Origin of the sequence: Sphingobacterium corticibacter (assembly GCF_003076635.1) — a bacterium.
GTDB classification, from domain to species: domain Bacteria; phylum Bacteroidota; class Bacteroidia; order Sphingobacteriales; family Sphingobacteriaceae; genus Sphingobacterium; species Sphingobacterium corticibacter.
The window spans coordinates 71748-90402 of the sequence record NZ_QDKG01000005.1 but is presented as its reverse complement, the minus strand read 5'-3'; the positions used below and the strand labels follow the sequence as shown (position 1 = coordinate 90402).

Genomic DNA, 18655 nt, shown 5'->3' with positions numbered 1-18655 from the left:
TTGTGCTTTTATTGGATGAAAAAAGTCAATTATATTTTTCACTATAATCGTTTTTGATATTTTGTGTAGAAGTTCTAGATCTATGTAGACTAATTACGCTATATAATGACGTTATTTATTTTCCTTGCAGTAGATGCTGTAAATCAGGGTCGTTCTTAATCCGCTCCATTTCGCTTTCCACAATCTGCAAAACGTCCGCTTTGACCTGCCTGTAATTGGCTTCAATGACCTGTTTCATATTATCGTTGCCGAGTTCATCAGTAAAGGATAATATCTGCGGTATCTTCTTATAGGCTTTGGTTTCGGCAGAAACCTTTTCGTTATCCACAACAATTTCAGCATGAAATATTTTCTGTTCGATGCGTTCATCGAAGTTGTCTGAAACAGCCCCAACGAACATTCCTTGTGTGAGCGTGGATATTTTGGATGCAGGTATAAGCGTGTCCAATTGGGTGGATATAGATGTGGATTTATCATTACGGTTTATGGTCATGCTTTGGCGTTTCTGCAACACTTTTCCAAAGCGTTCACTTAGATTTTTGGCTGTTTCGCCCACTACCTGACCGGAGAAAATATTGCCCACGGTATTTTGGATAACTTTGCTCTCCTTATCGCCATAATCCCTTATTAACTGTGAATAGTCTTGAAAACCCAAGCATACGGATACTTTATTACTACGTGCAGTTGCAATAAGATTATCCAAACCACGAAAATATATCGTAGGTAACTCGTCTATGATAACTGAACTCTTTGACTTATGTTTTTTATTGATGAGTTTTACAATCCTCGAATTGTACAATCCCAAAGCGGAGGAGTAGATATTTTGACGGTCGGGGTTATTCCCGACACATAGTATCTTCGGCTCTTTAGGGTTATTGATGTCCAGTGAAAAATCATCTCCTGTCATTACCCAATAAAGCTTTGGCGAAATCATCCGTGACAATGGAATTTTTGCCGATGCTATCTGCCCCTGTAACTGGTCTTGCGCTCCGCCCTGCCACGCATCCATGAAAGCTGAAAGATAGTTTTCGAGTTCGGGATATGAGGTGAGTATCGTAAAAACGTCTGCATATTTTTTATTCAGCAATTCAATAGCATGGGGAAACGTACAATACTTTCCGTCTTCATAGATTTTCAGAAACCAAATGATTGAGGCAAGCAATATAATTGGACTTTCAACGAAAAAATCCCCTTGCTTCAAAATCCACGACCTGTTAAGGTTAAGCATAATGGTATAAGAGGCTTCGTAGGCATCGGATATATCCGTCATAAAGGCAGGGCTTAGCGGATTGCATCGGTGGCTTCGGCGTGGGTCGTCAAAATTGATTACATAAAATTTAGGCTTTACCTTATACTTATCGGAGTGTTTCAGCAAATGGTTATAGGCAATCGTGGAAAGGTCGTCAAACTTAAAATCGTAGATATACATCGCGAACCCCTTTTCGATATGTTGCTTGATGTAGTTGTTTACGATGGCGTAGGATTTTCCGGAGCCGGGAGTACCAAGTACAATCGAGGCTCGAAAAGGGTTGACGATATTAATCCATCCATTGTTCCACTTGCCTTTGTAAAAAAACTTTGTCGGAAGATTGACCGAGTATTCATTTTCTATCAGACTGGTTTCCTGTTGGAAACTCTCGTTTTCATTATTGAAAACATCGTCCATCAGATTGTTGCGGACCAGTCTGCTCATCCATACCCCTGCCATGAGCAAGACTATGTATCCCAAACTTGTTGTAAGGATGTAAAGCGATGTGGCAACCCCTGCCGACAGCTTTAACAATGGCGTGTTCATAAAGAACAGCACAAAGCCGATGACTAAGGCGGTGTAAATCTTAGCCCACGTTATCTTTTCATTCTTTACGCCCTTAGTGCCGAGACAGCTTAACGCCAACAACAGCAATGCAAAAATCTTGGTGTAAAGCGTGTGTGAAAAAAGCCCTGCGGTACGGTTGAAATTGGTCAGTATCTTGCCGATAATTTCCAGTGTCCACCCACGTTCGGCAAAGAACCCGTAACAGAACCAATAAAAGTGCATCAGTACCAAAAGAATACTTACGGCACGCATAAAAGCCATGATTTTGGCTAATCCTCTCAAATCGTCTTCTCCCTGCATAACGAAAAATTTTAGTGATGCAGGAAATTTAGAGGCTATTTAAAAGGGCATATCCAAAGCGGTTTAGGATGGCTTTTGGTGGCTTAGTTTGACAGTAACTTTAAAAACCACAAAGACCAAGATGTTAATCCTGGTCATTGATGGTTAAAAAAAGCTATTTTTGTCTTCCCCGTTTTCGGTGTTTCTTCTTTTTCTTCATACGGTTGGCAAATGCCTGTTCCTCGTAGTCTTCACCCTGTACCTCCGGCAATAGTCCACCCAATCCGTCTATCCATAAATCATCGGTCGGCTGTTCTTTATTAAGGAAGTTAAAAAGTGCGTGGGCTTCCTCTTTCTCTACGGTGTTGCCTGTGGTCGATGACTGATTTTGTGCGGATGTTTTTTCAGCTTCTTGACGTTGCCCGACCGCTTGCTCGTTCCACCAATCATTGAAGACATTAGCCGAAAGGTTTTTACCTAAAGCTGAACCGTTCCAAACGGTACGGCTTTCGTGGTCGATAAAGGTCATACCATATATACGCCCCTCATCGTTGCGCCGTACCACGGCATTGATGCCCTGCTCCAACAGTTGCTTTTTAAAATCGACTTCATTAGTGGCGGTGTGCATCGCTACTTCAATGGTGCTTTTCAGTACGGCTCTTGTGGGGTCGGCTTTCATTTTCTCCTTAGCCTGTGCGAATTGGTTTTGCAATTCGTCCAGTCCCGCCTGTTTGCCGAAAAGGGATGCTTTAAAAGGATTGCTCGCTTTTTCTCCCTGTTCGTTCAATGCAAAATAGACAAGCCCGTTTTTAGGCTGTCCGTGCAATTCCCCTTTGACTTCCTCGGCGGTAATATTGAAAAGTGAAAGCAAGGCGTTGTATGCGCCGAGGCTTGCGTACCCGTAATACTTCGGCAGGTGTCGCACCACCGATGCGATTTGGCTCTTAACGTCTCCGGCTCTGTAATCCACCAGACGGAATACCTGCTCATTTCCCGTTCGCTGTTTTTCTGTGGCAGGTATAAGATTGTACGTTTGTTCCAAATCCCGACAGATTGCCATCGAACGTGGATGGTCGTAGCTGTCCGGTAGCTTCTTGCCGTCCAAACCCACACAGACCGTTACGATGTGGATATGGGTGCGTTCAATATCGGTATGCTTGAAAACGATATAAGGTTGGTTGCCATACCCCATGCGCTCCATATATTCCTGCGCCATTTTTACGAACTGCCCATCGCTGACCCTATCCGCAGGATCAGGGTTCAGCGATATGTGGCGCACTGGCTTTTCAGTTTTGATATTTGCGGACAGATACGGCTCAAAACACTGGTGCAGGTAGCTTGTCGAATAGGTATTATCCAACGTTTCGGGTATTCTGTTCAATAACAAAACCTGCCCGTTTTCACTATCAATCTTCTTTTGATTATAGGAAATAGCACCGTACAAATTCTCACCCTTTCCCATCTTTGCTATCATCTTATCTGTGTTTTTGCAGGTGTTCTTTTTCAAATTCCTGTGTGAGCTCAATAACTTTCCGGCACAATTCCGCCATTTCTGCCGTCTGCTTTTCCAGTTTAAAGAGGTAAGCCGATGCCTTTTTCTCCGAGAAATTACGGTAAAGTATCTTCACGATTTGGTTGTAATTCACTCCAACCGTTCTGAACTGGCTGTAAAAATTGGTCAGCCTCGTATGAAAATCGACTGCATCCATGTCAATTTTTACGGTCTTGACTGGCTTCTGAAAGATGCACGCTGTAATAAAATGTGCCATTACTTTCATTCCCGATTGCTCGAACAACGTAAGGAACTGTGCATTTTCCATGTCGTTGAGACTAATCGAATAACGGTGGATGGCAGGGTCTTTCTTAGGCTTACGACCAACTTTGTTTGTTCGGTTTCTTCTGTTGTCTTCCATATCTAAATCCATTAATAACCGAGCTTCAGCGAGCTCAACTTTAGTTAATTACTATAAACTGCGACTTCGGAGCGGTTTTCAGCCCCCTGCAAGGGCAAGTGGTTTTGAGGTGCGGAATTTATTTCGAGCATCTCAAAACATAACTTGCTCTGTTCGGGTGAACAGAAAATCCGCCCTGCGGGTCGGATTGGGTAAAGCGGAAAAAAACGGCTTTGCGCCGTTCCGCCCATAACTTCCATTCTCCAATGATTTCTCCATTCACCCCTTGCATTTAAGCCCTTACAAAGTAAGGGTAGCTTTCTCAAAGCATTGACCTATCCGCCACGACCAAACATTGCCAAAAAATGCCGTGGATTACCGCTTTAAATCAATGGAGCGGAATAACCTGCTTCTTTGCGCTATCAGTCACGCAAGCCTGTTTGCAGGCATCCGCTCCCGATGGGAGTTCTGAAAGACGGAGCGCAGGAATGCCGGAACACATGACGGCGTTCCGCTCGGCAGGCAGGAATACCGGACGGCATGAAAACTATCCGGTAGCCATTCCATCGGGCAGGACGACAGGCAAGCCATCGGTCTTGCCCGTGTGAAAGCCGGAATGACGGCACGGCTGATTGAACGAACGATGGCAAGCCCGACAGACGGGATTGTATCAAGACTGCCGGAGAGTGTGCAGGGATGACAGCCCTGTTCCATGCAGGACGGCAGGCAGTCCACGGAAAAAGAAACTTAAAAATAGAATAGAAATGGAAGCAACAAACAGGACAAAATTCATTGCTTTTTCAAGCCAAAAAGGGGGCGTTGGGAAAAGCACGTTTACAACGGTTACGGCAAGCATACTCCATTACCAAATGGGCTATAACGTAGCCGTCTTTGACTGCGATTATCCACAGCACAGCATCTGCCAAATGAGGGAACGGGATTTGAAAGCGGTCATGCAAAACGAGGTGCTGAAAAAACTGGCACACCGCCAATTTTCCACCATCAACAAAAAAGCCTATCCGGTACTGCAAAGCAAGGCTGACAATGCCCTAACGGATGCGGAAGCATTCATACAGTCCTCGACCGTTCCCGTGGATGTGGTTTTCTTTGATTTGACCGGAACGGTAAACACTTCGGGCTTGCTGAACACACTGGCAGGAATGAACCACATCTTTTCGCCCATCACGGCAGACCGTGTGGTCATGGAAAGCACATTGAGCTTTACCGATGTACTGACCAACGTCCTTATGAAACACGGGCAAACCTCCATCGAAACCATACGGCTGTTTTGGAACATGGTCGATGGCAGGGAAAAATCGCAACTGTACGAAATCTACGGCAACGTTATTAACGAGGTCGGACTACAAGCAATGGAAACACGCATTGCCGATAGCAAACGCTTCCGCAAGGAAAGCGAGGCAACGGCAAAGACCGTCTTCCGCTCCACGCTGTTACCTCCAGACAAAAGATTGATGAAAGCCTCCGGCTTGGATTTGTTCATCAGTGAATTTTTAAGAACCGTCAAACTGTAACCGCTATGGAAAATGAAAACAAGAAAAAGCCGAATGCCCCGATTGACGAGGCATATCTCATGTCCATCATGGCAGGTGAAACAAAGAAGCCCCAACAGGCGGTAGCCCCCCAAGAGCCGAGCGCAGAGCCAACAAAGGAAATGGCAACGGAAAAGCCCGTAGCCAAAGAGCGTACCCGACAAAAGAGGGCTTCCGATACGGGCTATGGCGAGCGTTTCCTCAACAGCCACACCATGACACGCCGTGGCGATAAGAGCATCTACATCCGGCAGGAATACCACGAACGGCTTTCCCGTATCGTGCAGGTTATCGGCGAGGATAAAATACCCCTGTACGCTTATTTGGACAATATTCTCGAACATCATTTTGAACAGTTCGAGAAAGCCATCACCGATGATTTCAACAATAAGTTTAAACCCATTTTTTAAAGTATTCGATTATGAACAAGACACAGCAAAAACAACCAGAAAAGGTATTGCGCAAAGCGCATTACAAATCGGCATTTTTAAGACCGACAGGGGTCGTGGCAAGATGCGGAAAATCAGTCTACATAAGCCCCGATTTCCATAAGAAATTATCCCGTATCGTCTTTCTGCTCGGCGAGGGAGAAATTACGCTTACCGATTACCTGCACAGTTTACTGAAACACCACTTTGAGGAGTTCGGAGACGAAATAAAGATTATCTATGCCGACAAGCAAAAGCCAATCTTATAGCTATGGAAACATTGATTGTAATATGCCTTATCATCGTCATCATCCTTTTGCTGAAAGATAAGGTGGTCATCCATAAGAATGTCCGCAAGGAAATAAAGCCGGAAAAGAAAAGCCCCGACCTGCCGGATATTATGGGGCTTCCCAAGCCTGTGGAACGCCACACCTTGCCACTGAATGCCACAAAGAGACAATCGGGCGAACGTGACGGGAAAGCTGATAATTTTGGAACAGAAACCTACGGGATAGGTTTTGGATTGGAAAATCCGCAGATTGAGGGAGAGCCGGATGAAGTTTTCGGGAGTATGTCCGATTTTGAAAATGAGGAAGACGAATGGGATGAGTACGGGTTTGAGGACAGCGACAATGAGTTTGCCACAGGGGTTACCTTTGATGAACTGACAACCGTAGGGGCATGGTTGGAGCAAGATACACTTGAACCTGCCCAGCAACAGAAAGCGGTGGACATAGTTCAGCGATTACAGGGAACGGAATTGTTAAATCTGCTCGAAAACTCAATGGATGGGGCTTCACGGAAGATTGCAGAGTTGTTGGACAAAAGCCTCTCCGCCGGAACGGATTTCAGTTCTCCCGATTTGCGGAAAAGTGATTTTGAGGATTTCGACATTGGGGAGTTTGTCTGAAAAGACAGCTCCCCTTTGTTTATCAACTTAAAATAATCTATCAATCTAATCATCAAATTCAATAGTAGAATACCCATAATTATATTCAAGCAAATGAGGTGTTGGACTTTTGCCATTCGGATTATAGCGATTTACCCCCCTTGATGTTTCTGAAATCAAATGCAAATTTTTTCTGGCTCTGGACGCTAAAACGTAAAGTAACTTTTTTGAATTTTCATAGCCATTTGCATCATTGAAATGTGGTACATAGTCATCGAGAAGAGCAAAACCGATAACTGTATCATATTCTTCTCCTTTTACGCCGTGAATAGTTGAGACTGTAATTCCATCTCTTTGTTTGAAAACTTTTCTGAAATTTTCAATCTCTCCAATAAAGGGATTCCCTTCATCAATAAGCCTTTGTATTCTACTTTCAGAACTCGCAAAAAAAGATGTATGATGTTCTTCAAGCAATGGGAAATTCTGAATTTGTATTTTTAGGTTTTCACAAATTCGTTCAAAGAAAGACCGTAAGTAGGTCAAACCATCACTTTCATCCACTTCAATAGAATTGCAGATTTTCAAAAATTCTTTATTTGATAAGTTTGATACATCTACCCCCGCAGCTTCAAGTTCATTCAAAACTTCTTTACTCCAACGCAAACGACGAACGTACATATAAGGCGATGGTTCTGTCAAAACAATTCTTGAAACTTTAAACCAAAAATTCTCAATATCCCGGGAAAACGGAGCCATTCCCGGTCCATCAAAACTAAAATCTGGAAGCCTAATCATAAGTTTCCTTGTAATACTTGCAATCTGTATCCATTGAGGTGCTGCGATACAAATTTCGTTAGGACTTATTCCTGCCTCTTGTACATTGAACAAAATCAATTTTGCAATTTCTTCTATCAAGTTATCTAAAGAAACTGATAAATTATACGTAATTAAACTGCTATATTCTTTCTCGTTACCGAATGCTACAATGGGGGTAGCAAATGTTTTATAATAATCAAAGTAATTTATTATAGCTTCAGAAGACCTGTAATTTTTGTCTAAACTCAATTGTGTCAAGTTAAACCCTAAAAGCTTTTCCAATTCATCCTTTGGCATCGGAAAACCACCTAAAGAGTGATAAATAGATTGGTTAGGGTCACCCACAATTAATGTTTTCGAACATCCGTTGTTTGCACTTAATATTTTGGAAATTATATGATATTGTATCTCTTTAGTGTCTTGGTATTCATCAATCAAAATAAATGGAAACAATTTGCACAGGATGGTACAAATGATTGGTTTTGATTTCAACAATTCATAGGCATAAAAAAGTATCTGCTCAAAATCCAGTTGATTATTTGCTTTTAATATCCCAAAATACTCTTGGAGAATAGCTTTTATATGCTCATTCTGATTACTATTTTTTGATGTAAACTTGTATGTGCCATTTATGGTAGCATAGTATTTGAAATCATAGAAAGTAACTTTTGGATTGCTATATTTTTTACATAATTCGGTCAAGAGCTTTTCAGTATCAAAAGAATTACAAACTTTAAATCCGTTTTTCAACCTATCAGAATACAGGTGGTAAGGTTTTAATATCCATTCCATACAGAACGAATGAATGGTTCCAATCCACAATTGTGTAGTATCAACCCCCAATAATTCCACTCGTTCTTTAATTTCATCAGCGGCATTATTCGTGTATGTAATAGCAATAACGAACTCTTTATTGGAATTTAACCTGCTTAATTCATAGGCGATTTTGTATGTAAGTGTTCTCGTTTTTCCACTACCAGGGCAGGCAATCAAGAGTACACTGTCGTTCTCTAAGATTGCAGTTTCTTGTTCCTCATTCAGACTTCCTTTTTCCCAAATGAACATAGCCTATTTCAATTTATCTATGAATGTTAATAGTTGGTCATCTGATATTATCAAGTCCAAGTCAAAAGCAAGGTCATTTAAAGTTGCTTCTTCGGCTCTATACTTTGTAAGGGTCTCCCTGCAAGATGAAAAATCCAAAGTATTATCATCATCGAAATGCTTGTTCATCCTATATTCAATGATATCGGCAACGATATTGTTAGCGTATGTTTCTTTGGCAAAAAGAATAGCATCAACGATATAATTCGGAATTTCTGTTTTAAAAGAAATATGTTTACCTAACATTATGGCAAACCAACCTTTACCTTCCTGCTTAGCCATTGTAAGGACACGCTTTCCGTAAATTGCAACATCACCATCTTCAATATCTGTTTTGGCTTGTACTCTTGTTGGTTGGTCTGTATATACTTGGTCAATTATAGCAATTACTTCATCCTCGTTACCTTCGGTTATAAAATCGACTTCAAAGGTGTAATCAGCATAAAATGCCTTTATCCAATCATTCCCTGCTTCAAAAGCATCTAATTTAGCCTTACGTCCCAATCCCTTTTGTTTAGATGCCTCGACTTTTCTTTTGTATTTTTTTAATCGGTCACTGTCGCCCTCATTAATTGTTGTATCACAAATCGCATCATCTAAATCTGTTAGAATTGCACATTTTCTTTTTATCCGGTTATCATGGAAAAGTTGGGCTACATTTTCAAACCCTGTACTTCGTATATTAATGAGGCTAATCCCAAGCTCGTCAAGACTTACACCAAATACTTTCTTGGCCATTATGGGTATTAAAATCTCCTCTGCATCTCCTTCAACCAATATTATTCCCTTTGCAAACAATAGATTGGTTCTTACAGCATCCAAATAACGCTGTATTTGATTGATGCTTTCAGGTGTTAAACCAGTTGATGGTTGATATACTTCCGCAAAATTTAATTTCTTTGCAAGGATGTTTATATTCTCAACATTACTTACTTCGGAAATTTGTGTAGAATGAGTAGAATAGATAATTTGAGTATCTCCATAATCCAATTTGTCAAATAAGGTCTTTTGAATATGGTTATGTATATGGGCTTCCGGTTCCTCAATAATAAGGAAATTGGCAAATGTGTCTTTTGATTTTCTATACTTAAACTCAAGTAATTTCAGGGTTAAAAATATTAGATTAGCACCTCCCAAACTTAATTCGTGAATACCGCCCTCATATTCCTCTCCGGGTTCTCCGATAAAAAGTTTCAATGATTGTAACAATTTTTCGGCTTCATTAGGAACACTCGATTTAATAGACAATGAAGATGGAGAATAGGTAAGACCGACAGCATCCTGAATGGTTGATTTTATATCTGACCTTATATTTTGTACATCGGGCAAATCTTCGATATTTTCATTTAATTGCTCAACCAAATCGCTGATAGGTTGGTAATCTTCCTCTTTGATTTCTCCACTTTTATTTTTCAAAAGAGTTAGTAAAGGATTAGTTCTATTGTTATGAAAATCACTTACTACATCCCTTAATGCTTGTATAAACGTGAAAGATATTTCTTTGGAAACAGATAACTGATGTGGAATTTTAGAGCCAAATTTGGAAGTATCAATTGTAGATGGAAAAATAACATTTTCAAAATCGCCTACAAGTTCTTTATATACATCAGGGTCATTAAAATCGGCAGTGCTTTTGCCAGTGAAGAAAGTTTCGTAATTATCCTGAATTGTGATGCTATCGAGTATCGCTTGTAATCCGGCAGTATCTCCTTCAGCTAATTCGGAAAGTTTTTGTCTGATGTCCGCTTTAGGACGAAAGAAAAGGTTGTAAGTAGCTTTTTTTACATAATCTTCTGCGGCAATTCCAACACCGTGAATGAACAAGGATTGTATTGCTTCTTCATCGTTAAGCTCATCAAATTCAACACTGATAATAATCCAATGACCTTTCCATTTTCCCTTATCCAAAGACCTATTAAAATCTCCATCCGTCAATTTATAAGCATATTGCAGGGAAGCATCTTCTAATAACAACCTTATTGCCCTAAAGACATTTGTCTTTCCAGAACCGTTTTCTCCGATTATGGTATTTATTCCTTTATTGAATTGAAAACTTGCATTTGCAAAATTTCTATAATTTACCAAGCTGACTTTAGAGATATGCATTAAATATAAGGTTTAAATTATCAAGTGTTTTCAAATGTACTAATATAAGACATTTTCTTTGCTCTATGCCATCCACTGCCAATTCATTCCGCTGATTTCCAGTTTCCCATAACGCTTCGATTTCCATAAGACTTTTGTTGCGAAAGCCCGCACGAGGTGGGAATTAGTAACAATTTAATTCAGTTTAATCATGGAAAAACAAAGCAAAAAAGTGTTGCTGACAGGCGTTGCGATCCTGTCGGCATTCGGCGTGTTCGCACAGGGCAACGGCTCGGCAGGTATCACCGAAGCCACGCAGATGGTGACATCCTATTTCGACCCTGCAACCCAATTAATTTATGCGATTGGGGCTGTGGTCGGGTTAATCGGTGGCGTAAAGGTGTACAACAAATTCAGTAGCGGTGACCCCGATACAAGCAAGACCGCGGCATCGTGGTTTGGGGCTTGTATCTTCCTCATCGTAGCGGCGACCATTCTCCGCTCATTCTTCCTTTAAACTGGCGTATTATGAGCAATTACAATATCAATAAAGGTATCGGCAGAACGGTCGAGTTCAAAGGACTGAAAGCACAGTACTTGTTCATCTTCGCAGGTGGTCTACTCGGTGTGCTTATCCTCGTCATGGTCATGTACATGGCAGGTGTGAACTCTTACATCTGCCTGTTCATCGGGGCAGGTGGTGCATCGCTCATCGTTTGGCAAACATTCGCATTGAACGGCAAATACGGCGAACATGGATTGATGAAAGTCGGGGCAAAGAAAAGGCATCCGAAATACATCATCTGTCGCAGAGCCGTACACCGCTATTTAAAATTCACTTCTAAATCCAGTCATTTATGAGAAATACAGGAAAAGCCACAACGTTGGAAAGCAAGTTTCCATTACTGGCGGTGGAACACAACTGCATCATTTCAAAGGATGCAGACATCACGGCTTGCTTTCGGGTACACCTGCCGGAACTGTTTACGGTAGCTTCGGCGGAATACGATGCCATTCATTCGGCTTGGCATAAGGCTATCAAGACCTTGCCGGACTATACCATTGTCCACAAACAGGACTGGTACATCAAGGAAAGCTATGCGCCGGATATTGCACAGGACGGGTTGAGTTTCCTTGCAAAGTCCTATCAACAGCATTTCAACGAACGTCCATTTTTAAACCATTACTGCTACCTGTTCCTAACCAAGACCACCAAAGAACGGATGCGGATGCAGAGCAACTTTAGTTCGCTCTGCAAAGGTGTACTTATCCCGAAAGAAATAAGGGATAAAGAAACCGTCCGAAAGTTCATGGAAGCGGTGGCACAGTTTGAGCGCATTGTCAACGATAGCGGTTTTGTGAAACTGGAACGCTTGACCGAGGATGACATCATCGGCACAGGCGACAAACAGGGATTGCTCGAACAGTACCTTACCCTGTCGAGGGAAGCCGGAACGCCCATGCAGGATATAGCTTTGGGAAGCGAGGATGTGCGCATCGGCAACAAAAGACTGTGCCTGCACACCCTGTCCGATACGGACGATTTGCCCAACACGGTATCGGCAAATACGAGGTATGAAAAGCTGTCCACGGACAGGAGCGATTGCCTGTTGTCCTTTGCCTCTCCGGTGGGCTTGCTCCTTAGCTGTAACCATATCTATAACCAATACCTGTTTTTGGATAACAGCGATGAGAACCTGCGCAAGTTTGAAAAGTCAGCCCGTAACATGCATTCACTGGCAAGGTACAGCCGTGCCAATCAGATTAACAAAGAGTGGATTGAAAGGTATCTGAACGAAGCGCACAGCTTCGGGCTATCCTCCATCCGTGCGCACTTCAATGTGATGGCGTGGTCGGATGACGCAAGCGAACTAAAACAGCTAAAGAACGATACGGGCAGTGCGCTCGCTTTGATGGAATGCAAGCCGAGGCATAACACGGTGGATGTTGCGACACTGTATTGGGCAGGCATGGCAGGAAATGCAGGCGACTTTCCGGCAGAGGAAAGTTTTTATACGTTCATTGAACCTGCGCTGTGTTTCTTCACCGAGGAAACCAACTACCAAAATTCGCCATCGCCTTTCGGTATCAAGATGGCAGACCGATTGACGGGAAAGCCCATCCATTTGGACATGTCAGATTTGCCTATGAAGCGGGGCATTATCACAAATCGCAATCGCTTCGTGTTAGGCCCATCTGGGGGTTGGCGGGCTATTCTTAATTGAGTAGCCCGCCAACCCTCCAAACTGGAAGTGGAAAATCATTCTTCACCAATCACATGGTGAGGCAGTATTATGAGCAAGGCTCTCATGTACTATTGGTCGATACGGGCAACTCTTATCAAGGGCTGTGCGAACTGATTAAGGGCAAGACAAAAGGAAAAGACGGAGTGTATTTTACCTACACCGAAAACAACCCGATAGCATTCAATCCATTTTATACGGATGACGGCGTATTCGACATTGAGAAAAGGGAAAGTATCAAAACGCTCATCCTTACGCTTTGGAAGCGTGACGATGAACCGCCGACCCGTTCAGAGGAAGTGGCGTTGTCCAATGCCGTGAGCGGTTATATCGACCGTATCAAGCAAAGCGGTGAATATCCCTCTTTCAATGGATTTTACGAGTATGTACGGGGCGACTATAAAAAGGTACTGGAAGACAAACAGGTAAGGGAAAAAGACTTTGACCTCGCCAATTTTCTGAACGTGCTTGAACCCTATTACAAGGGCGGAGAGTACGACTATCTGCTGAACTCGGACAAGCAACTTGACCTGCTTTCCAAACGCTTTATCGTGTTTGAAATTGATGCGATTAAAGACCACAAAATCCTCTTTCCCATAGTAACCATCATCATTATGGAAGTATTCATCAATAAGATGCGCAGGCTCAAAGGTGTGCGAAAAATGATACTGATTGAGGAAGCGTGGAAAGCCATCGCCAAAGAGGGAATGGCGGAGTACATCAAATACCTTTTTAAGACTGTAAGGAAGTTTTTCGGAGAGGCGATAGTCGTCACACAAGAGGTCGATGACATCATCCAATCACCTGTGGTCAAGGAAAGTATCATCAATAATTCCGACTGTAAAATCCTGCTTGACCAACGCAAGTACATGAACAAATTTGATGCGATACAGGAAATGTTGGGGCTTACAGAAAAGGAAAAATCCCAAATCCTTTCCATCAATCAAAACAATGACCCGTCAAGGCTTTACAAAGAGGTATGGATTGGGCTTGGCGGTACGCACTCCGCCGTGTATGCCACAGAGGTTTCGCTCGAAGAATATTTGGCATACACCACAGAGGAAACCGAAAAAATGGAAGTCATGCAACTGGCATCCGAACTGGACGGCAATGTGGAACTGGCGATAAAACGCATTGCCCAACAACGGCGTGAGAACGCAAATAATTACTAATCATTTAAAAAAATCAGAGACAATGAAGAAAACAATGTTACTGGTGTGTACGGCATTTATGCTTGCCGTTGCACCGTCCGCAAAAGCACAATGGGTCGTTGTTGACCCCTCAAATTTGGCATCGGGTATTATCAACTCCGCCAATGAAATCGTGCAGACCTCATCCACCGTGTCCAACGTGGTTAAGAATTTCAACGAGGTCAAAAAAGTGTATGAACAGGGCAAGGAATATTACGACAAACTGCAAGCCGTAAACAACCTTGTCAAAGATGCCCGTAAAGTTCAGCAAACGGTGTTGCTCGTGGGCGATGTGTCCGAAATGTACGTGAACAATTTCGGCAAGATGTTGAACGACCCGAATTTCAGTCCGCAGGAACTCACGGCAATCGCCAACGGTTATTCTGCTCTGCTCAACGAAAGCACCGAGTTGCTGAAAGAACTGAAACAGATTGTCACTTCTTCCTCGCTTTCGCTGAACGACAAAGAGCGTATGGACATCATCGACAGGGTTTATAAAGAGGTCAAGGATTACCATAGCCTTGTCCGCTATTACACCAACAAAAACATTTCCGTAAGCATTTTGAGGGCTAAAAAACAGAACAACACCAAAAGGGTGCTTGAACTGTACGGAACTGCTGAACAAAAATACTGGTAAGCTATGGAATGGAACAATCTTCACGAACTCCTGCGCTCGCTTTACGATGAGATGCTCCCACTGTCCGCCGATATGGCGACAGTGGCTAAGGGCATCGCCGGATTGGGCGCACTGTTCTACGTTGCACTGAAAGTGTGGCAGGCATTGAGCCGTGCAGAACCGATAGACGTGTTTCCGCTCCTGCGACCTTTCGCCATCGGGCTTTGCATTATGTTCTTCCCTACCATCGTATTGGGAACTATCAATGCGGTGCTAAGTCCGGTAGTAAAAGGCACAAATGCCATGCTCGAAAACCAAGTGCTTGACCTCAACAAATTGCAGGAACAAAAAGACCTGTTGGAGAGAGAGGCGATGCTCCGCAATCCCGAAACCGCTTACCTCGTAAGCGATGAGGAATTTGATAAGAAACTGGACGAATTGGGATGGTCGCCGTCCGATTTGGTTGCCATATCCGGTATGTACATGGAGCGTGGAATGTACGATTTAAAGAAAAGCATCCGTGACTGGTTTCGGGAACTACTGGAAGTCCTTTTCCAAGCATCCGCTTTGGTCATAGACACCATACGGACATTCTTTCTTATCGTGCTGTCCATACTCGGGCCGATAGCCTTTGCGATAAGTGTATGGGATGGTTTTCAATCCACACTTACGCAATGGCTGACCCGATATATCAGCGTGTACCTGTGGTTGCCCATCGCCGATATGTTCAGCTCCATGCTCGCCAAGATACAATCCCTCATCATCGAACGGGATATTGATATGCTTGCCGACCCGACCTACATCCCCGACACATCCAACACCGTGTATATCATCTTCATGATAATTGGCATCGTGGGCTACTTCACCGTTCCAACGGTGGCAGGTTGGGTAATACAGGCAGGGGGCGCAGGGAACTTCATGCGCAACGTAAACTCTACGGCATCAAAGACCGGAAACATCGCCGGAGCGGGAACAGGGGCTGTTGCAGGAAATATCGGTGGCAGGTTAATGAACAAATAAAAATCAAGAAGCAATGGAATTTAAGACACTAAGAAATATCGAAAACAGCTTTAGGCAAATACGGCTGTATGCCATTGTATTTGCGGTACTCTGCATTGCTGTGGTAGGTTATGCCGTATGGCAGTCCTACCAGTTTGCAGAGGCACAACGCCAAAAAATATATGTACTGGACAAAGGCAAATCATTGATGCTGGCACTGTCACAGGATGCAAGCATCAACAGACCTGTTGAGGCAAGGGAACACGTTAAGCGTTTCCATGAACTGTTCTTTACGCTCGCACCGGATAAAAATGCCATCGAAAGCAACATGAAAAGGGCTTTTAACCTTGCGGACAAATCGGCATTTGACTATTACAAAGACCTTTCGGAAAAAGGGTACTACAACCGTATCATTTCGGGCAATGTGCAACAGCGTATCGAGGTGGACAGCGTGGTCTGCAACTTCGACACCTATCCCTATGCCGTAAGAACGTATGCCAAACAGTATATCATCCGTCCAAGCAACGTGACCAAACGGAATTTGGTCACTTCATGCCTATTGTTGAACTCGGTCAAGTCTGACAACAACCCACAGGGCTTCAATATCGAAAAGTTTGCCGTGTTGGAAAACAGGGATATAGAAGTCGTAGACCGTTAAAGCCAAGATTATGGAAGCAATATCAGATTTGAACACGTTCGCCAAAATCCTTACCGCAAAAGGGTATGACGGCTATTTCCATACGCAGGGTGCGTATGCCGGAAAACTGAAAGCAAGCATCAGTGAATATCTCGCAGGTTGCCCCAAAGGTGTAGCTAAACAGGAGTTGTTGCTGACCTGCTTTCTGCAATGGGCAGGCGAAGACCTGCCCAGGGTAGAATGCCTTATGAGGGTGAAGTACCTAAACGGCAAATTCTTCCTTAACAGCATGGAAGTTGCGAAAAAAGACCGTTACGGGCAAGTGCTGAAACAATCGGAACTGACCGACCTGTCGGTCGTGACCGCTCCCAAAGCAAAGGAAGCAATCGCTATGGTCAGCCATGCACCTGCACAAAAGGCGACTTCCCAAAACAGGCGTTTCAAGCACTAAAAATGGTCAAGGCATGAAAAATCTAAGAACAACAATCAATAATTGGTTTGACAGGCTCGATGGACAGTGGCGGACGATGCCTGTTAAAAAACAGCACCGCTATATGCTACTGCTCTTTTTGGGCTATGCGCTATTGTCCGTTGCCGTGCTGTTGAAAGTGTGCTACGATGTAGCACGTTCCGATAATACCATGACGATAGAGCATATCGAGAACCCGATTAACGGGCAAAACAAATCCTCGGTTTCTCCGCAGGACAGTATTAACAAAATCTTAAAACGTAAAATGTATGAAAGACAGTGAAAACCTGCCTACCGGACAGGCAGGCAAAAGAGTAAGTTTTTTGGTCGAAGATGACGACCCGAAAAACGGAATGGATGCACCGCAGGACGGTGCGCAGAACAAAGCCGAAAAGCTGAAAAAGCCCATCATTTTTACCCTCATGGGCGTGGTATTCTTCGGCTGTATGTACCTCATCTTCAAACCGTCCTCCGATAAGAAAGCGGTTGAGGATATTGGTCTGAACGATGCCGTACCACAGGCGACCGATGCAGGGCTTCAATCCGATAAGCAAAAGGCTTATGAACAGGAAATGCTCGAACAGAAAATGCAGGAAAAGCGCAATGCGCTCCTGTCACTGTCCGACTATTGGAGCGAGGACAGTACCGCCGATCCGGAAGCGGAGCAACCGGATGAGGGCTACGAAGACGGCTACGCTTACGGCGGTGTTACACGCCGGAACAGCAACCCTGCTCTGAACAGTTACCGCAGTGCGCAAAGTACGCTGACCTCGTTCTACGACAACAGCGATTACGAAACGCAGGAACTCCGCAGACAGGTTGAGGAACTGAAAGAGCAACTGGCGGAAAAGGACGTACCGCCTGTAACGACCGTGGAAGACCAACTGGCTTTGATGGAAAAGTCATACGAAATGGCATCCCGTTACCTGCCGTCAAATCCGGCACAGACAGGTAATGTGGACACCACGTTTTCAGCAAAGAGTGCCTCGCAAAAAGAACATTTCGTGGCGTTCACCCCCGTAAGGAAAAATACGGTTTCCGCCTTGTACCGTGAACCGACCGACAGTGCTTTTTTGGCAAACTGGAACGAAACCCGAAACCGTGGCTTTTATACGGCAGGTGTTTCGGAACAGGTCATACAACCGAAAAACAGCATTAGGGCGGTGGTGCAGGAAACACAAACCGTGACAGGCGAAAGCGGAGTACGGTTGCGTTTGTTGGAAACGGCACAAACTCCCGCCCGTTCCATTCCGGCAGGAACGGTACTGACGGCTAATGCCAAGTTTCAAAGTGGCAGGTTGCAGTTAAAGGTAACATCAATCGAATTTGAGGGCAACATTATTCCGGTAGATATAACCGTGTATGACGTGGACGGACAACAAGGGCTATATGTGCCTTACTCTCCCGAAATGAATGCCCTTACCGAGATAGCCTCCAACATGAGCCAAACGGGGGGAACAAGTATCATGATGACACGCTCGGCAGGGCAACAGATGGCAGGCGACCTTTCCCGTGGCGTGGTGCAAGGGGTATCGGGGTACTTCTCCAAGAAAGTGAGGACACCGAAAGTAACCGTCAAAGCCGGTCATCAGCTATTCCTCGTTTCAAAAAATTAATGTTTAACTAAAATCAAAAAGAAAAT

At 43.7% G+C, this 18655-nt stretch carries 17 protein-coding genes and 1 pseudogene; 13 read left to right on the top strand and 5 right to left on the bottom strand.

The annotated features are described in order from the left end of the window. Positions 1-115: 115 nt before the first annotated feature. From mobC to mobA, 3 genes are all read right to left on the bottom strand, one after another. On the bottom strand, positions 116-2116 hold the full coding sequence (gene mobC / locus DC487_RS13295) for a conjugal transfer protein MobC (protein WP_116776452.1): 2001 nt from the start codon (positions 2114-2116) through the stop codon (positions 116-118). A 154-nt stretch (positions 2117-2270) separates the two neighbouring features. Then, positions 2271-3569: a conjugal transfer protein MobB gene (gene mobB / locus DC487_RS13290; protein ID WP_116776451.1), complete on the bottom strand. Its 1299-nt coding sequence runs from the start codon at positions 3567-3569 to the stop codon at positions 2271-2273. 1 nt (position 3570) lies between these two features. Beyond that, positions 3571-4008, bottom strand: coding sequence for a conjugal transfer protein MobA (gene mobA, locus DC487_RS13285; RefSeq protein ID WP_116776450.1), 438 nt, complete (start codon positions 4006-4008; stop codon positions 3571-3573). A gap of 743 nt (positions 4009-4751) precedes the next feature. On the opposite strand from mobA, the gene DC487_RS13280 reads away from it, so the two are divergent. The 4 genes from DC487_RS13280 to DC487_RS13265 all read left to right on the top strand — a co-directional run bounded on the left by DC487_RS13280 (position 4752) and on the right by DC487_RS13265 (position 6875). After that, entirely contained in the window at positions 4752-5519 is a 768-nt protein-coding gene (locus tag DC487_RS13280) for a ParA family protein (RefSeq protein ID WP_116776449.1), read from the top strand. 5 nt (positions 5520-5524) lie between these two features. After that, positions 5525-5947, top strand: a complete 423-nt coding sequence (locus DC487_RS13275) for a DUF3408 domain-containing protein (protein ID WP_116776448.1) — start codon at positions 5525-5527, stop codon at positions 5945-5947. Positions 5948-5958: 11 nt separating this feature from the next. After that, positions 5959-6234: a DUF3408 domain-containing protein gene (locus DC487_RS13270; protein WP_116776447.1), complete on the top strand. Its 276-nt coding sequence runs from the start codon at positions 5959-5961 to the stop codon at positions 6232-6234. A gap of 131 nt (positions 6235-6365) precedes the next feature. Further along, positions 6366-6875: a conjugal transfer protein TraD gene (locus tag DC487_RS13265; protein ID WP_317046328.1), complete on the top strand. Its 510-nt coding sequence runs from the start codon at positions 6366-6368 to the stop codon at positions 6873-6875. 45 nt (positions 6876-6920) lie between these two features. Here the strand turns inward: DC487_RS13265 and DC487_RS13260 are convergent, their stop codons facing one another. Then, on the bottom strand, positions 6921-8735 hold the full coding sequence (locus DC487_RS13260; RefSeq protein WP_116776445.1) for a UvrD-helicase domain-containing protein: 1815 nt from the start codon (positions 8733-8735) through the stop codon (positions 6921-6923). Positions 8736-8738: 3 nt separating this feature from the next. Continuing rightward, positions 8739-10880 carry an ATP-dependent nuclease gene (locus DC487_RS13255; RefSeq protein WP_116776444.1) on the bottom strand — a complete coding sequence of 714 codons (2142 nt, stop codon included), beginning with the start codon at positions 10878-10880 and terminating at the stop codon, positions 8739-8741. A gap of 190 nt (positions 10881-11070) precedes the next feature. On the opposite strand from DC487_RS13255, the gene DC487_RS13250 reads away from it, so the two are divergent. From DC487_RS13250 to traM, 9 genes and pseudogenes are all read left to right on the top strand, one after another. After that, positions 11071-11376, top strand: coding sequence for a DUF4134 domain-containing protein (locus DC487_RS13250; protein ID WP_116776443.1), 306 nt, complete (start codon positions 11071-11073; stop codon positions 11374-11376). Positions 11377-11387: 11 nt separating this feature from the next. Further along, complete coding sequence (locus DC487_RS13245; protein ID WP_116776442.1) at positions 11388-11720, top strand: DUF4133 domain-containing protein; 333 nt, start codon at positions 11388-11390, stop codon at positions 11718-11720. Continuing rightward, a pseudogene (locus tag DC487_RS13240) lies at positions 11717-14274 on the top strand (TraG family conjugative transposon ATPase). Before DC487_RS13245 ends, DC487_RS13240 begins: the two are co-directional and overlap by 4 nt. A gap of 22 nt (positions 14275-14296) precedes the next feature. Further along, positions 14297-14929: a DUF4141 domain-containing protein gene (locus DC487_RS13235; RefSeq protein WP_116776441.1), complete on the top strand. Its 633-nt coding sequence runs from the start codon at positions 14297-14299 to the stop codon at positions 14927-14929. Positions 14930-14932: 3 nt separating this feature from the next. Further along, the gene (gene traJ, locus DC487_RS13230) at positions 14933-15928 is read left to right on the top strand and encodes a conjugative transposon protein TraJ (RefSeq protein WP_090603238.1); all 996 of its coding nucleotides are present in this window, start codon (positions 14933-14935) and stop codon (positions 15926-15928) included. A gap of 13 nt (positions 15929-15941) precedes the next feature. Next, positions 15942-16565, top strand: a complete 624-nt coding sequence (gene traK, locus DC487_RS13225; protein WP_116776440.1) for a conjugative transposon protein TraK — start codon at positions 15942-15944, stop codon at positions 16563-16565. Positions 16566-16575: 10 nt separating this feature from the next. Further along, positions 16576-16995, top strand: a complete 420-nt coding sequence (locus tag DC487_RS13220) for a hypothetical protein (protein ID WP_116776439.1) — start codon at positions 16576-16578, stop codon at positions 16993-16995. A gap of 13 nt (positions 16996-17008) precedes the next feature. After that, complete coding sequence (locus DC487_RS13215; RefSeq protein ID WP_116776438.1) at positions 17009-17296, top strand: nitrogen regulatory IIA protein; 288 nt, start codon at positions 17009-17011, stop codon at positions 17294-17296. Beyond that, the gene (gene traM, locus DC487_RS13210; RefSeq protein ID WP_116776437.1) at positions 17283-18629 is read left to right on the top strand and encodes a conjugative transposon protein TraM; all 1347 of its coding nucleotides are present in this window, start codon (positions 17283-17285) and stop codon (positions 18627-18629) included. Before DC487_RS13215 ends, traM begins: the two co-directional genes overlap by 14 nt. Positions 18630-18655: the final 26 nt, after the last annotated feature.

Excerpts from the sequence above, each read along its gene's own strand:
- mobC (WP_116776452.1), bottom strand. The coding sequence starts at position 2,116 with ATGCAGGGAGAAGACGATTTGAGAGGATTAGCCAAAATCATGGCTTTT.
- mobB (WP_116776451.1), bottom strand. The coding sequence starts at position 3,569 with ATGATAGCAAAGATGGGAAAGGGTGAGAATTTGTACGGTGCTATTTCC.
- mobA (WP_116776450.1), bottom strand. The coding sequence starts at position 4,008 with ATGGAAGACAACAGAAGAAACCGAACAAACAAAGTTGGTCGTAAGCCT.
- DC487_RS13280 (WP_116776449.1), top strand. The coding sequence starts at position 4,752 with ATGGAAGCAACAAACAGGACAAAATTCATTGCTTTTTCAAGCCAAAAA.
- DC487_RS13275 (WP_116776448.1), top strand. The coding sequence starts at position 5,525 with ATGGAAAATGAAAACAAGAAAAAGCCGAATGCCCCGATTGACGAGGCA.
- DC487_RS13270 (WP_116776447.1), top strand. The coding sequence starts at position 5,959 with ATGAACAAGACACAGCAAAAACAACCAGAAAAGGTATTGCGCAAAGCG.
- DC487_RS13265 (WP_317046328.1), top strand. The coding sequence starts at position 6,366 with ATGGGGCTTCCCAAGCCTGTGGAACGCCACACCTTGCCACTGAATGCC.
- DC487_RS13260 (WP_116776445.1), bottom strand. The coding sequence starts at position 8,735 with ATGTTCATTTGGGAAAAAGGAAGTCTGAATGAGGAACAAGAAACTGCA.
- DC487_RS13255 (WP_116776444.1), bottom strand. The coding sequence starts at position 10,880 with ATGCATATCTCTAAAGTCAGCTTGGTAAATTATAGAAATTTTGCAAAT.
- DC487_RS13250 (WP_116776443.1), top strand. The coding sequence starts at position 11,071 with ATGGAAAAACAAAGCAAAAAAGTGTTGCTGACAGGCGTTGCGATCCTG.
- DC487_RS13245 (WP_116776442.1), top strand. The coding sequence starts at position 11,388 with ATGAGCAATTACAATATCAATAAAGGTATCGGCAGAACGGTCGAGTTC.
- DC487_RS13235 (WP_116776441.1), top strand. The coding sequence starts at position 14,297 with ATGAAGAAAACAATGTTACTGGTGTGTACGGCATTTATGCTTGCCGTT.
- traJ (WP_090603238.1), top strand. The coding sequence starts at position 14,933 with ATGGAATGGAACAATCTTCACGAACTCCTGCGCTCGCTTTACGATGAG.
- traK (WP_116776440.1), top strand. The coding sequence starts at position 15,942 with ATGGAATTTAAGACACTAAGAAATATCGAAAACAGCTTTAGGCAAATA.
- DC487_RS13220 (WP_116776439.1), top strand. The coding sequence starts at position 16,576 with ATGGAAGCAATATCAGATTTGAACACGTTCGCCAAAATCCTTACCGCA.
- DC487_RS13215 (WP_116776438.1), top strand. The coding sequence starts at position 17,009 with ATGAAAAATCTAAGAACAACAATCAATAATTGGTTTGACAGGCTCGAT.
- traM (WP_116776437.1), top strand. The coding sequence starts at position 17,283 with ATGAAAGACAGTGAAAACCTGCCTACCGGACAGGCAGGCAAAAGAGTA.